This window comes from Sphingorhabdus sp. M41 (assembly GCF_001586275.1).
Lineage (GTDB): Bacteria > Pseudomonadota > Alphaproteobacteria > Sphingomonadales > Sphingomonadaceae > Parasphingorhabdus.
Genome location: NZ_CP014545.1, coordinates 2,825,572 through 2,839,950, shown reverse-complemented (window position 1 = coordinate 2,839,950; position 14,379 = coordinate 2,825,572). Strand labels below are relative to the sequence as shown.

Below are 14,379 nucleotides of genomic sequence, written 5' to 3'. Positions count from 1 at the left end.
TTTCGGGCCTGTTTGTCCCCGACGATTCGTCTAATTTTTCGATCAAGGATGCTGCCTGTGAATCAGATTGCTTCAAAAGGTCAGCTTCGAATGTCCCTGCTGCGGTGGATATTGTTCATCGTCCCGATTACCGTGCTTCTTGGTTTCACCTTCAGTCAATTTGCCAATAGCGGTGAGGAAAACCGCTGGTTTCAGGCGTTGGCCAAGCCGACGGCGCAGCCACCGGGGTGGGCTTTCGGTGCGGCCTGGGCTGTGCTCTATACACTGATGGGTACGGCTTTCGCGATGGTTCTGCATGCCCGTGGAGCGCCTTTGCGCGGCCTGGCAATCATCCTTTATCTTGTCCAATATGCACTTAACCTGTTCTGGCCCATCCTGTTTTTCGGCATGCACCAGGTTACCGCTGCCTTTTGGCTTCTGGCGATCATCTTCGTCTTGGCGCTGATGACGACAATCGTCTTTGGCCGGATCCGCAAGGCCGCTGCATGGCTGCTCGTCCCCTATCTCGCGTGGCTCTGTTTTGCGGCAATCCTCAACAAGCAGATCGAATGGTTGAATCCGAGTGCGGAAACCCTTGTGGTTCCGGCGGCAAGAACCCAGATATAGGGCAATATTTTTTTCGGCCCGGAAGGGCCATGACGGAGTTTAATGAAATGCAGAGCCAGAACCGCTTTTTCGATGATATATCCAAGGTCCTGAACGGACTTGCCGGGACCGTGGCTGGCGTCGGCCGGGAAGCCGAAGCCGGTGCGCGCGAACGCGCCAAGGAATGGTTCGGCGGCATGGATTTTGTATCGCGTGACGAATTTGAAGCGGTGAAGGAAATGGCTGCCAAGGCGCGGGCCGAAGCTGATGCGCTGAAGAAGCGCCTTGATGCGCTTGAAAAGGGCACAGCCGCCCCGGTCAAGAAACCGGCGGCGAAACGCGCGGCCACCCGTAAACCTGCAGCGCCCAAAGCGGCCGCACGCAAGGCATCGGCTCCCACAACCGACAGCTGATCACCAGCCTGAACAGCGCCCAATCACCGTTCATTATCCACAGCGTTCCCACAAACAATGTGAGGGCCGGCGTCCGGTTGCCTTGCCCTGATCCAGCGAGTGGGCCACTAGGCAATTATCTGCAAAGGATCTGGAACCGCGATGCTTGACGACCAATGGGAAGAGCTTGATCAGGATGAAGCGCCGCCCGTGGACATGCTGGCAGCCTTTTTCGAAGCGCGCGGCTGGTCGGTTGATCATGTCGGCGATGACGAACTGTCGGTCGAGATAAAGGGCAACTGGACCAGTTATCAGCTTCGCGCCATCTGGCGGAATGAGGATCATGTCCTGCAAATCCTGCTGTTACCGGAAATCCGGGTTCCAGAGGAAAAGACGGCTGTTATTTACGAGACGCTTGGCTTGATTAACGAGCAGCTTTGGCTGGGACATTTCGATCTTTGGTCGAACAATAATGTCCTGCTGTTTCGCCATGCTACCCTGCTCGGTGGCAGCGGTATGCTGGGTCTGGATCAGGCACAGACGATCGTCGATCTGGCGATTGAAGAATGGGAGCGTTTTTACCCGGTCTTTCAGTTTGTCTTGTGGAGCGACAAGAGCCCGAAGGATGCGATCGAACATGCTATGGTCGATACCGCCGGCGAAGCCTGAGCCAAGGCCTGACGATCCTCCGCTAACAGGTCACCGTCAAGTCTGGCCTCAGCCGTTGTCTCCGCGCAAGTCGAAGACCATTTTCCGGTCGCTTTCGGGTACCAGGCCTTCCAGGACATGCCAGAAACCGGTTACCGATTCCTGTCCGGCCGAAACATAAGCGGAAGACAGCTTCTCGCGCAGCTTGCGAAACAGCTCCGCTTCCAGCCCGGCCCCTTTTTCGGTCAGACGCAGCAATTTCTGTCGACGGTCGATGACGCCGGGGGATGTCAGAATGAAATCCCGGTCCTGCAATTCCTTCAATACCCGGCCGAGCGACTGTTTGGTGATCGCCAGCAATTTGAGCAATTCTCCGACGGTAAGATCGGGCTGCCGCGCGATGAAATATAGTGCCCGGTGGTGGGCCCGGCCCAGACCTTGCTTGCCGAGTTCCTGATCAATAGCATTGGTCAGTCTGGTATAGCCGAAATAGAGCAGCTCGATGCCTCGGCGGATTTCGTCCTCGCGCAGAAAAAGCGGCGACGCTCCGGGAGATATGGCAGGGCGAGATACGTCAGTCATGTTGACGTATCTTGACAGGCTGATTAGGGGATTGCAAGACAATTGGATTATGCTTCCAATTCTTCCATTTGTCGGCATGATTCACAGCGAAAGCGGCAGGATATGGCAGATATGAAAAACTTGGAATTCAACCTCGAGCCGAGCGCCACGCCAGTGTCTGCCAGCGAGCGGAGCCGCCTGTTGGAGAACCCGGGCTTCGGAACATTGTTCACCGATCATATGGCCATGATCCGCTATACGGAAACCGATGGCTGGCACGATGCCAGGATCACCAAACGCGAGCCGATATTGATGGATCCCGCATCATCGGTGCTGCATTATGCGCAGGAAATTTTCGAAGGCATGAAGGCCTATCGTCTCGCCGATGGTGGCACGGCGCTGTTCCGCCCCGAGGAAAATGCAAAGCGGTTCCAGGCGTCAGCACGACGGATGGCGATGCCGGAACTGCCGCAAAAGCTGTTTCTCGATTCGGTCGAGGCGCTGGTCGATATTGACCGCGAATGGTTCCCGTCGGTTGAGGGTGGTTCGCTTTATCTGCGGCCTTTCATGTTCGCGAGTGAAGTTTTTCTCGGTGTTCGCCCGGCCAAGGAATATCTCTATCTCGTCATCGCATCCCCGGCCGGCGGCTATTTCAAGAGCGGCGCATCAGCGATCAGTATCTGGGTCTCCGAACAATATAGCCGCGCAGCGCCAGGCGGTACCGGCGCAGCCAAATGCGGCGGCAATTATGCTGCCAGCCTGGTTGCCCAGGCCGAAGCCATCAAGAAAGAATGTGATCAGGTCGTGTTCCTCGATGCTGCAGAGCATAAATGGGTTGAAGAGTTGGGCGGCATGAATCTGTTCTTTGTCATGGACGATGGCAGACTGATCACGCCGCCGCTCAGCGGAACAATCCTGCCCGGCATTACCCGCGATTCGATCCTTACCCTTGCCCGTGAAGAAGGCCTGACAGTGGTCGAAGAGCCCTATGCAATCGATCAATGGGAAGCCGACGCCGCCAGCGGCAAGCTGATCGAAACCTTCGCCTGCGGCACCGCAGCGGTTGTCACGGCAGTCGGTACCGTCAAATCCGCCGAGGGTGAATTTACCATTGGCGGCGGCGGCCCGGGTCAGCTGACCGAAAAATTGCGGCGGCGTCTGGTTGATATCCAGCGCGGGGTTGCGCCGGATGATCATGGCTGGGTCAAACGGCTGTTCGCAGCTTAGTTATAACTGCCTCTTGCTCCTTGCGGGCAAACTGGATAATAGGCCCGTTCACCAGCGCGGCCGACCAGAATCAGGCCCGCATCTATTGGGGTGTCGCCAAGTGGTAAGGCAGCGGCTTTTGATGCCGCCATGCGCAGGTTCGAATCCTGCCACCCCAACCAACTTTCATTATATGATAAAGCCGATAGGCTACTCCCGCTGCTTTGCAGTCAGTCTTTGGGCTGGCTCGACTAATGTGGGAAGTTCCTGAAGACTTAATTTGTGTGGTTTGCGCCGTACATTAGATGGCCGGGCACGAATTGCCACGGCATCGGGAGCAGTCTTTGGATTTACGTAGAATTTTGCGCGCAAAGGAATATGCGCCGCGCCGCGATTTGGCGATTATCCTGGTTTTCTATCTGGTCATTCTGGGTGTTTCGTTCGCTCTTGATGCATTTGATCACGTTATTGAATTTGTCGAGCAGCATGAGGAATGGGAAATTGACGAAGCTCTGACCGGGTTGCTTCTGCTTCCGATCGCGCTGGGCGTTTTCGCTATGCGTCGTCTCTCGGAGGCAAAGAAAGAACTCAAGCTGAGGCTCTTGGCCGAAAAGCAAGCCAATGAAATGGCCTTGCACGACCCGCTGACCGGGCTACCCAATCGCCGGAAGGCGACTATAGAGATAGAATCAGCGCTGAAACAAGCTGACCGCGCGCCAGTGACATTGCTTGCCATCGATCTGAACCGGTTCAAACCGGTAAACGACCTATATGGTCATCAAACCGGGGACTTGTTATTACTAGCGGTTGGCGAACGACTGAAAAACGCAGTGGGCCGCGACGGAATGATCAGCCGGATCGGCGGCGATGAATTTTGCGTGATGCTCAGCGGAATATCTGCAGGCGATCAACTGATACGAAAGGTTGAGACCCTGTCGGAGGTTTTTGAAAAGCCGTTCATGCTGAGCGATTTAACGGTTGTAGTGAGCGCAAGCATCGGTGTCGTAACTACCGATGTCCCGGATACCCCGATAGATAGCCTGTTGTCGCAGGCTGATGCAGCCATGTATCGCTGCAAGGGCTCCGGTCGCAATGAGATCGCTTTTTTCGAGGCGGGGATGGAGCACGCGGCAATTCAACGGGCCAAGATCGAAACCGATTTGCGCAAGGCTATTCTCGACGGCGAAATTATACCCTTTTTCCAGCCGCTGGTTAATCTCTGTGATGGACAAATACTCGGTTTTGAAGCTCTTGCCCGGTGGCATATGGAAGATGGCACCTGGCGTATGCCGAATGATTTCATCACCATCGCCGAGGAAACCGGCCTCATATCCGATCTGTTTTTCGTGGTGTTGAAAGCCGCAGCAACAGAAGCAAAAAAATGGCCTGCAGAGATACATTTCGCCGTCAATCTTTCTCCTGTGCAATTTGGTGATGAGTGGCTTGTGGAACGCATATTGCAAACTTTGCTCGATGTCGGGGTGCCACCGGGCCGTCTGGAAATCGAGATAACGGAAAGCGCACTGGTAAGTGATCTTGCCGTCGCGCGCGATGTGATCATCTCGTTGAAAAACCAGGGTATAAACATATCGCTTGATGATTTTGGAACCGGATATTCTTCCCTCCGCCATCTGTCGGAACTGCCTTTCGACAAGTTGAAAATCGACCGGTCATTTGTTCATGGCATTGAAACAAATTCCGCGTCGCAGGCGATCGTCCGCGCTGTGACGGCGCTGGCGCACAACCTGGGACTGCAGGTTACCGCCGAGGGAGTGGAAACCTACGATAATGCGAAAAGTGTGATGGATTCTGGATGCGACATTGGTCAGGGCTTTTTATATGGTCGTCCGAGCCACAGCCCGCAAAATGCGCTGCCCGACTATAGCGGACCAGAAATTGGTGTTCCTGCAGAAGGCAAGTTGAGCGTTTCGCGCAGCGACGAAGCGGCATAATTTTATGTTCCTGAAACTGAAGAGCTTGCCCCTGCTGGCGTTTGTCCTGCTGTTGAGCCCGTACCCGGCCTTTGCCGGAGAAGGACGGGTAGATCAGGCGGAGGGTCTGGAGATAGAAAAAGACGCATTCGAGCTCGAATTTCAGACAATATTTGTTCCTGAAAGCAACGGAGAAGAAGGGGAGTGGAAGATCGCGCCGACGATAGAATATGGGGTCAGCGAGGCGCTTTCCGTTGGCCTGGAAATCGAGTTTGAAAAAGAAGCTGGCGAAGCACTGCAACTTTCCGAAGTGGGCGTGCAGGCGAAACTGGTTGTTATTAGCCCCGAAAATGCCGCCGTTGGACTTGGCATCCAGAGCGCGGTGATCTTTGATCGCTCAAGCGATGTCGGGTTTGAAACCTATTTTATCGCCGAGCATAAAAGTGACCAGATAGACGTGATCGCAAATTTGGTGCTGTCGGCGGAGCCAGGCGACTGGTCAGAACTTTCCACTAGCTATGTCGGCCGGTTCGATCACGCGATAGGGAATCATTTCTCGCTAGGTTTGGAAGCAGGCGGGGAAATATCTGGCGAAGCAAAGGGTCGTCATTGGCTGGGCCCCGTGCTTAGCGCTGCTGGCGAAGAAGGCAGCCCTATACCGGCGTTCGAACTGTCGATCTTTGCTCCGTTGACCCACAGAACGCCGGATATCCAATTCAGGCTAGAGCTTGACTGGGAATTTTAATGGCTTGTCGCTGTTGCGAAACATTTTGGCAGTTTGATCATTATCTTCGCCGAAAAAGCGGCTTTGAAAGCGGCGTTGAGCCGCAATTCTTCCTTAGCTCAAGAAGCTTATATGTAAATGGTTGTAAATAGAAAATCGTATTTCTGGTAAATTTCCTGTAAATGATAGTAAAACGCAAATCATAGTATCGCCGGAAAAGCAGAGATTGCCATAACAAGGGCGGATTGCCGCTAGGAGAGTTTAAATGCGTGTAGCAATAGCCGATGATGATTCGGCGATAATCGAATTTCTGGGGAAAATTGTGGAAGGGCAGGGCTATGTCTATGCCGGCTACCCCGACGGGAGGTCCCTGTCCAACGCCTTGCTGCGTGATACGTTTGATCTGGTAATCCTGGACTGGAACATGCCCGGCAAGAACGGCATGGAAATATTGGAATGGATGGAAAGCGCGGTTGAAGATCGTCCGCCCGTCATCATGATGACAAGCCGAACGGCGAAACAGGATATCAGCGATGCCCTCAATGCCGGCGCGGATGATTATATTACCAAGCCGGAAGACAAAAATGTCATCGCTGCCCGGATCAATGCCTTGTTGCGCAGAAACAGCGGTGCGTCGGCTATGGAAGCGACCGCTGTATATGGTGACTATGTGCTCAATCGTATCGAACAGACGGTCAAGCATGGCGACAAGGAAATTGCCCTGACCGCAAAGGAATTTGAACTGACCGACCTGATGTTCCGCAATCGTGACCGGACATTGTCGCGGCGCTATATTATGGAAACTGTCTGGCGCACCAATGCACATCTCGCAACCCGGACCCTCGATATGCATGTTTCGCGTATTCGATCCAAGCTTTCACTGAAACCCGAAAACGGGTTTCGGATTTTTACAGTTTTCGGCTATGGCTATAGATTGGAGACGCTTGGCAACGGAGGGTAATTGTGTCTGAACACTTCCGGGATTTGATTCCGTTACCTGGCCTGCGCCTTCTGGTCGCTTTAATCATTTGCACTTTGGCCGTCGCACCGAGCGAAACAGCGGCGCAAAAGACTTCCGGAACGGAACAGATCACCTATGTCGTCAAACGCGGCGACACGCTGTTCGCGCTGGCACAAAAATATTTACGTAAATCGCCAGACTATGTTGCCGTTCAGCGTATCAATCATATCGCCGATCCCCGGAAGATTCCGAACGGAAAATTGCTTCGCATTCCCGTATATCTGCTAAAATACCGACCGAGTGGGGCCAAATTGAACGCGTTCCGCGGCGGCGTTTCGATTGCCTCGGGTGGCCGGAATCTGACGCCGGTCCAGGGGCTCGATATCGTAGAGGGAAGCCTTATCACGACCGCAGCGCGGAGCTTCCTGACGCTGCAACTGGAAGACGGATCACGCGTTTCCCTGCCTTCCAACAGTCAGGTCCGGATTACCCGTCTGCGCCGCATCCTGCTCACCGACAGCATCGATTATGAGATTGCCGTGGACAAGGGCCGCATCCGATCGAAAGTCGCACCGTTGGAAAAGAAAGCGGACCGTTATCGTGTTCGTACCCCAGTTGCCGTCTCGGCCGTTCGCGGCACTGACTATCGCACGAGAGTTGATGAAGGAACCGGTACTGCCTTTTCCGAAACAGTAGAAGGCGAAGTGGTCGTTGCGAGCGGGGACAGCCTGAACAGCGGTCGAATAATTTCCATACCTGCCGGTACCGGTGCCGCGACTACTGTCACAGGCGCAATCGCCAAGGCGGAATTACTGCCTCCACCGGATTTATTGGAACCTGCCAAAGTCCAGTCAGAAGCAGAATTGCAATTTTCCATTGCTCCGATAGGTTCGGTCGTCGGTCATCGTCTCGTCATTGCATCCGATGCCGGTTTTGTTGATCTCGTGGCAGAAACAGAAGGGCAGGGAGCGGTGCTGGCAGTGCCTACCATCCCCAACGGTCGCTATTTCGTCAAGGTCACCGCACTGGCTGCCGATGGGTTCGAAGGCATGCCTGCAACCTATAGCTTCAAACGCCAGCTCAGTACTTTGGGTGGTAGTGCGGATGCTGGTGATTTCGGATATCGCTTTAAATGGTTTGGTGAAGGCGAAGGGCAAAGATTTTACCGGCTTCAGATATTGAAGGACAGCAAAACAGCGATTCCGATCATTGATGAAGTAGGCCTGTCGGCGGATACCGTAACCTTGTCGGATCTTGCGGACGGAGAATATTATTGGCGCGTCGGGGTAATTCAGTTTTCCAGCGATCCGAACGATCCTGAAGCGATTGAAAAATGGACCGAATTTGAAAAACTGACCGTGGCCAACTAGCTGCTTGGATCCGGTTCTTGATCGATTTTCCGCAAAGGCACAATCACCGATGAGGCTGCGCCAGAGACTGGGCATGGAATGGATGGCAGTCGCTTTGCTGGCATCCATGCTGGTTGGAACATTGGCCTATTGGGACAGTCTGTCGCGCTTCGACAATCTCATATACGATCAACTGTCCGGAATTGGCCGGCCGGCGCCGCAAGCTGACATATTGATTATCGAGATTGACGAGGACAGTCTTGCGGCCTTTGGAAAATGGCCATGGCCCCGGCAACGGCACGCCGAACTTTTTGCTCAACTGGCCAAAGGCAAGCCAAAGGCGATCGGTTTCGACGTTCTGCTTAGCGAATCTGGTGACCCCGACGGCGAGGCTGCGCTGGCCGGGGCGATGGCAGATATTTCGAACCTGTTCCTGCCGCTGCATTTCGTTTTTCCCGGCAGCAATGGTGCAGAATATGACGTCAAACTGCCAGTTAGTCCTTTTGCTGAAACCGCATCTGGTCTGGGTCATGTAAACTTGGTCTTCGATACTGATGGTGTCGTCCGCCGAGCGGCTCTGTGCTTTGGCGACAAAGGGAAGGGAGACGCCTGGCCGCATTTGATGGAAAAAGTCTATCACTCGGTCGCGGGCCGCTCGTCTCCTGCTTATGACCGGCTGGCTGATTGCGACGAAAGGCTGCTGATGCCCTTCGCACAACGCGGGGGATTTCAGTCCATTTCCTATGCCGCATTGGCCAGAGGAGAAGTGCCTCTCGCTTTTGTGCAGGACAAGATCATATTGATCGGCGCGACTGCAAATGGATTGGGCGATCAATATCCGGTTCCGCTCGGTGATGGCGGGACTCTCGCAGGGGTCGAAATCATGGCCAATCTCTATGGTGCCTTGACGCGCGATGATTTTGTTCATCCGATTTCCTTCTTTCGGCATCTGGCGCTCTCGCTGTTGCCGGTCTGGATATTGCTGCTCGGTTTCTGGCGATGGCGGCCGCGGACCACGATCATTGTTTCGTTCGCGTTGCTCCTGACAATATTGCTCGCCAGTGCGGTCCTTTTGCAATTCGGCTTCTGGTTTGCGCCGGGAACCGCTCTTCTGGGCGTGATTCTGGTATATCCAGTCTGGGGCTGGCGTCGGTTGCAGGCGACGAGCGATTTCATGGATAGCGAATTGCAGAATTTCCACCGGGCAAAGATCGAGATCCCGATCATGCGTCCGGAGCTCGGTCCTGTCGATGTTATCACGGGGCAAGCCGAACAGTTGACCCATGCGATTTCCCATGTCCGCGATTTGCGGCGTTTCATCAGCGATGCGCTGACCAATCTTCCCGATCCGATGTTTATCACCGATCGCGAAGGAAAGGTCACTTTCGTCAATCAGCTGGCACAGACGGGGATGGAAGATGGTGCGCAGGACCTGGCGCTGGATGATATGCTCAACCGTTTCGTATCGCCCAAGGACCTTCAGGACGTGAAGGCCTATCTCGCTCTGAAGAACCGACCAACAAATCAGGATTATGTCGAATTTACTTCTCTCGACGGCCATATTTTTGCCATGCGCCGTGCGCCGGTAGTATCGGACGAAGGGTTGCAGAAGGGCTATATCCATTATCTAGCGGATATCACGCAGGTGGCCCATGCTGCAGAGCAACGGGAAGAAGTGCTGCAGCTGCTGTCCCACGACATGCGCGCGCCGCAGGCGGCGATTCTGGCGCTTCTTGACGGACATGAGGGTGATGAAACATCGGGCCGGATTGAGGGACATGCCCGTCGTACCCTGGCACTGGCAGACAATTTTGTCGGCTTGGCGCGGATTGACGCCAGCGAATTTGCCGGCGAAGATATATTGCTAGCGGAACTGGTTGCGGAAGCCACTGACAGTCTCTGGCCGCTCGGCAAGGCGAGAAATATTCGGTGCGAAGTCGATGACCAGTCGGAGGGGGCCTTTGTCAGCGGTGAGCCCTCCAGCCTCTATCGTTCTTTTGTGAATCTGATCGACAATGCGATCAAATACAGCCCGGATGGCGGGGTCGTGACCATAAGGATCCGGGTGACCGGACTGGATGGGCAGCCCTTTGTCTCTGTCGCGATTGCCGATCAGGGTAAAGGCATTTCGCCCGAGATGCTGGACCAGTTGTTCGAGCGTTTCGCTAGCGATGACAGCATGGCGCAATCATCGATAAAAGGTGCAGGGCTGGGGCTGAATTTTGTTGCCAAGGTGATGGAGCGGCATGGCGGTCACATCCGCGGGGAGAACAGCCGCGATAGTGGCGCCTGTTTCACTGTGCTGTTACCCTTGGCTCCCGAGCTCGAGGATCAGGCCGGCTGACTCATTCAATGCCCTGACGGGTACGGATTTCAGTGCGCGGGCTATCGGTTGGATCGCGGTCCAGTCCCGACAGGGCTGAATCGACCAGAAACGGCAAAGACTGCGCTATCGTGCCATTGCAATGATATTCTGCAGCGCTTCCCGAATATAGCTTGGCGCCGCGCAGCTGATCAAAGAGGCTGACCGTCAACCGATGTTCGCGATCCTTGCAGGACTGAAAGCGTTTCTGTCGTTTGGCGGCGGCAATTGACCGTTCGGTATCCTTGTCGCCAGCGTCTATCGCAATATCGGCTGGTCGATCCGAGAGCGCGACGTGGACCAAAATCGAGGCCTCCGGAGACGACTGATAGCCTCGCTCGCCTAGCGATTCCGCGACCATATTCCGGGCCAGCGCCAGATCAGCATTGTCCACAGCATCTATTCGCCACACGCTAAACTGCTTTTGGTCAGGAGCGCTTATCACCTGATGCGTCTGGACACGGGTTTCTATCGGGCCAGCACAACCGGAAACCATTATTGCGCCTGCCAATATCCATGAGAGTGATCGGATCATCACGGTCTCCAGCCGATTTATCAATAGGCTTTGATAGGCAGCCGGTCAGGAAAAGTCACGCGAATTGGTTTTTCGTGATCGGACTTATCGAGTCAGTGCGTAGTAGACCACATAGGCCCAGGAGAAAAACCCATGGATGATCGCCCAGAGAATTGACTTGTGCGTGGTGAAGCTGATGGCAATGGCCAGCGCGCTGCCAAATCCGACACCTTTGCTTACGATTTCCTTGCGAACGTAGGTGACACCTCTACGCATCGGCGATTCTCCCGGCGCATAATCTTCTGGACGCATCCGTTCGGGTTTTGTCTTGCCTACCATGATCAGGCGGCTTCCCGCGAACGTTCGGACAATTCCTGATTGAGCATTTCTGCCAGCAGGAAGGCAAGTTCCAGAGACTGCGCAGCGTTGAGGCGAGGGTCGCAATGGGTGTGATAGCGATCGCCGAGCGATGCATCGGTGATGGCTACGCCGCCACCCGTACATTCGGTAACATTCTGCCCCGTCATTTCGCAATGGATACCGCCTGCAAACGTGCCTTCTGCCCGGTGAACGGCGAAAAAGCCGCGCACTTCGCTCAGAATACGATCGAACGGCCGTGTCTTGTAGCCGCTCTCTGCCTTGATCACATTGCCGTGCATCGGATCGCAGGACCAGATGACCGGATGGCCTGACTGTTTTACCGCTCGGACCAGCGGCGGCAGGCCGCTTTCGATCTTGTCATGACCAAAGCGCGTAATCAGCGTGATCCGCCCTGGTTCGCGTGCAGGATTGAGCGTGTCGAGCATTTTCAACAGCGCGTCGGGTGTCAGAGAGGGGCCGCATTTCAGTCCGATCGGATTGCCAATGCCACGCAGAAATTCGACATGGGCAGAGCCCTCGAACCGCGTCCGGTCGCCAATCCACAGGAAGTGTGCACTGGTATCATACCAGTCACCGGTCAGGCTATCCTGGCGGGTCAGGCACTGCTCATAGGGCAACAACAGTGCTTCATGGCTGGTGTAGAAGGACGTAGCTTTCAATTGCGGCACGGTGTCCGGATTGATCCCGCAAGCTTCCATGAAAGCCAGCGCTTCGCCGATCCGGTCGGCCATTTCCTCGAACTTCTTCGCCCACGGGCTGCGCGCCATGAAATCATGGGTCCAGCCGTGCACCTGCTTGAGGTTGGCATAGCCACCGGTCGAGAAGGCGCGAAGCAGGTTGAGGGTGGCTGCTGCCTGATTATAGGCGCGGACCATCCGCTCTGGATCCGGATCGCGGATATTGCTGTCAAATTCGATCCCGTTGATGATGTCACCCCGATAGCTGGGCAATTCGACACCATCTTGCACTTCGACATCGGAGGAACGCGGCTTTGCAAACTGGCCCGCCATGCGACCGAGTTTGACCACCGGCAGTTTCGACGCATAAGTCAGCACGACCGCCATCTGAAGAATGACGCGGAAAGTATCGCGGATATTGTTCGGATGAAATTCCGCGAAGCTTTCAGCGCAATCGCCGCCTTGCAGCAAGAATGCCTTGCCTGCGGCAACTTCGGCCAGATCCTGCTTGAGGCTGCGTGCTTCACCGGCAAAGACCAGTGGCGGGTAACTGCCAAGCAGTTCCTCGGTTTCCGCCAGTTTGGCAGCGTCGGGATATTGGGGCATGTGCAGCCCCTTAAAATCCCGCCAGCTATTTGCCGTCCAATTCGTCGCCATCAGAGCGCTCCGTTCCGTTTCCTATAAAATCGAGAGCCTTTAGGCGGGAGTCAAGAGCGATGGCAAGGAAAACCCATTGTTGGTTGCCAGCGAAACCATCGGGAAACTAGCGCTTCAGGCCAGGCTCAGGGTTTTTTCTTCCAGGTACCGCTGTTGCGAAATTCGGGTTTGATCCGGCTGACATCGGGCAGGTTTTGTCCGGCGAAAGCCTCGTCACCACCTTTGGCCTTGGCCTCGGTGCTGTAATTGGGGGCCTGATAGACGGGGGAAGCATTTATACCCAGCGCCGGAGCAGTTCGATCGTGCCGGCGGGCATTGTCTTCCGCCATAGCGGCCGTCTTCTCAGATAGGGCTGCTTCGGCTGCGGCCTTGATTCGGCCTGCTTCAAAGGCTTGTTCCAGCGCAATCGGATCTAGCGAGGCTGCCCTGGCGTCATTGCTAGCCACGTCATAGCGGCGTGGTTTCGGGACGGGTAAGGGCTCGCCGCCGCTATATCTTTGGCTAAAGGCACTGGCCTTTCCGGCATTGCCCTTCCAGCTGTAGAAACGATGTGCGCCCAGCGTCCCGAGGAACCGCAGGCTCGGTGCCCAATAGGGATAGACATAGCTAGCGTGATAATGAGTGGCAGTGCCGACCGTGGTGTAGCTTTTTCCGGCCAATGCCTCGGCAGCGACCTTCCTCGCCCGTTCCCAGTGAAATCGAGCAGGCTTGCGCCGCAGCGAACCATCGCATGTATAGGTGAACTGGCAACCCGTCGTCCGTTCGCTACCCTGATAGATCACGCCGCATACCGTGTCAGGATAGCTGGGATGGCGAACGCGGTTCAGAATCACCTGCGCGACGGCGCGTTGGCCGGCATCGGGCTCCATTCCTGCTTCATAATAGATCGCCTGGGCCAGACAATGCTGCGCTCGGCTATTGTCCATGGCGGAACCGCGAAAGGCGATTTGCTGGATGAGATGTGCCGGAGAGATTTGATCGGCTTGGTTGCCGGACCCTCCCGGCAAGCTGCCAATCGATCCGCTCCCCGGTGTCCCCAGAGGATCGATGCCGAAACCGCCGTCATTTTGCGGGACCGCATAATTGGGGTCGATGAAATAAAAGGCGGAACCGGCAAAATTCTCTTCTGCACGTTCGACCGATTGCAATCCCGGATCACTGGGATTGACCTGCTGAGCATCGACGCTCGACTGCGGCATGGCTGCTGGAATCAAGACTAGGCTGAGCAGAAAAAACGCCGTCAACATGCGTTCGCGAATCGTCAGTTTCGCGAAGGATCGAAGCTGTGTTTGCTCGGACGGGTGCTCGGAGTCCGTATCGGAACAGCCGGTTGCCGTTTTGTCTGAATTCTCGTTAGCCGTGATTGACGATTCCGGTGCCCAATCACTCTGTCCATAGTTTGGAATGTTATCGCTAAGGCGCGGGACATAG

At 55.2% G+C, this 14,379-nt stretch carries 14 protein-coding genes and 1 tRNA gene; 10 read left to right on the top strand and 5 right to left on the bottom strand.

Going from position 1 to position 14,379, the window contains the following annotated elements; genetic code table 11:
• The first annotated feature begins 57 nt into the window (after positions 1–57).
• The 3 genes from AZE99_RS13470 to AZE99_RS13460 all read left to right on the top strand — a co-directional run bounded on the left by AZE99_RS13470 (position 58) and on the right by AZE99_RS13460 (position 1,646).
• Positions 58–606: a TspO/MBR family protein gene (locus AZE99_RS13470; RefSeq protein ID WP_067203705.1), complete on the top strand. Its 549-nt coding sequence runs from the start codon at positions 58–60 to the stop codon at positions 604–606.
• A gap of 47 nt (positions 607–653) precedes the next feature.
• Positions 654–998 (top strand): accessory factor UbiK family protein, encoded by a 345-nt coding sequence (locus tag AZE99_RS13465; protein ID WP_067203704.1) that lies wholly within the window; start codon positions 654–656, stop codon positions 996–998.
• Positions 999–1,139: 141 nt separating this feature from the next.
• Positions 1,140–1,646: a YbjN domain-containing protein gene (locus tag AZE99_RS13460; RefSeq protein WP_067202087.1), complete on the top strand. Its 507-nt coding sequence runs from the start codon at positions 1,140–1,142 to the stop codon at positions 1,644–1,646.
• Between the two features lie 48 nt (positions 1,647–1,694).
• Here the strand turns inward: AZE99_RS13460 and AZE99_RS13455 are convergent, their stop codons facing one another.
• The gene (locus AZE99_RS13455) at positions 1,695–2,207 is read right to left on the bottom strand and encodes a MarR family winged helix-turn-helix transcriptional regulator (protein ID WP_067202084.1); all 513 of its coding nucleotides are present in this window, start codon (positions 2,205–2,207) and stop codon (positions 1,695–1,697) included.
• A 102-nt stretch (positions 2,208–2,309) separates the two neighbouring features.
• Here AZE99_RS13455 and AZE99_RS13450 point away from each other — a divergent pair, with 102 nt between their 5' ends.
• From AZE99_RS13450 to AZE99_RS13420, 7 genes are all read left to right on the top strand, one after another.
• Positions 2,310–3,413 (top strand): branched-chain amino acid aminotransferase, encoded by a 1,104-nt coding sequence (locus AZE99_RS13450; RefSeq protein WP_067202081.1) that lies wholly within the window; start codon positions 2,310–2,312, stop codon positions 3,411–3,413.
• A gap of 86 nt (positions 3,414–3,499) precedes the next feature.
• A tRNA-Gln gene (locus AZE99_RS13445) sits at positions 3,500–3,574 on the top strand.
• A 162-nt stretch (positions 3,575–3,736) separates the two neighbouring features.
• Positions 3,737–5,344: a putative bifunctional diguanylate cyclase/phosphodiesterase gene (locus tag AZE99_RS13440; RefSeq protein ID WP_197460199.1), complete on the top strand. Its 1,608-nt coding sequence runs from the start codon at positions 3,737–3,739 to the stop codon at positions 5,342–5,344.
• Positions 5,345–5,348: 4 nt separating this feature from the next.
• On the top strand, positions 5,349–6,068 hold the full coding sequence (locus AZE99_RS13435) for a hypothetical protein (protein WP_067202075.1): 720 nt from the start codon (positions 5,349–5,351) through the stop codon (positions 6,066–6,068).
• A gap of 244 nt (positions 6,069–6,312) precedes the next feature.
• Positions 6,313–7,008, top strand: a complete 696-nt coding sequence (locus tag AZE99_RS13430; protein WP_067202072.1) for a response regulator transcription factor — start codon at positions 6,313–6,315, stop codon at positions 7,006–7,008.
• A gap of 2 nt (positions 7,009–7,010) precedes the next feature.
• Positions 7,011–8,378, top strand: a complete 1,368-nt coding sequence (locus AZE99_RS13425; RefSeq protein ID WP_067202069.1) for a FecR family protein — start codon at positions 7,011–7,013, stop codon at positions 8,376–8,378.
• A 73-nt stretch (positions 8,379–8,451) separates the two neighbouring features.
• Positions 8,452–10,701, top strand: coding sequence for a CHASE2 domain-containing protein (locus tag AZE99_RS13420; RefSeq protein WP_197460198.1), 2,250 nt, complete (start codon positions 8,452–8,454; stop codon positions 10,699–10,701).
• 1 nt (position 10,702) lies between these two features.
• Here AZE99_RS13420 and AZE99_RS13415 read toward each other — a convergent pair whose 3' ends face one another.
• From AZE99_RS13415 to AZE99_RS13400, 4 genes are all read right to left on the bottom strand, one after another.
• The gene (locus AZE99_RS13415) at positions 10,703–11,254 is read right to left on the bottom strand and encodes a hypothetical protein (RefSeq protein WP_156472275.1); all 552 of its coding nucleotides are present in this window, start codon (positions 11,252–11,254) and stop codon (positions 10,703–10,705) included.
• An 84-nt stretch (positions 11,255–11,338) separates the two neighbouring features.
• Positions 11,339–11,572, bottom strand: a complete 234-nt coding sequence (locus tag AZE99_RS13410) for a hypothetical protein (RefSeq protein WP_067202061.1) — start codon at positions 11,570–11,572, stop codon at positions 11,339–11,341.
• Between the two features lie 2 nt (positions 11,573–11,574).
• On the bottom strand, positions 11,575–12,948 hold the full coding sequence (locus AZE99_RS13405) for a class II 3-deoxy-7-phosphoheptulonate synthase (protein WP_067202058.1): 1,374 nt from the start codon (positions 12,946–12,948) through the stop codon (positions 11,575–11,577).
• A 125-nt stretch (positions 12,949–13,073) separates the two neighbouring features.
• Positions 13,074–14,195 (bottom strand): cell wall hydrolase, encoded by a 1,122-nt coding sequence (locus AZE99_RS13400; protein ID WP_067202055.1) that lies wholly within the window; start codon positions 14,193–14,195, stop codon positions 13,074–13,076.
• Positions 14,196–14,379 lie beyond the last annotated feature (184 nt).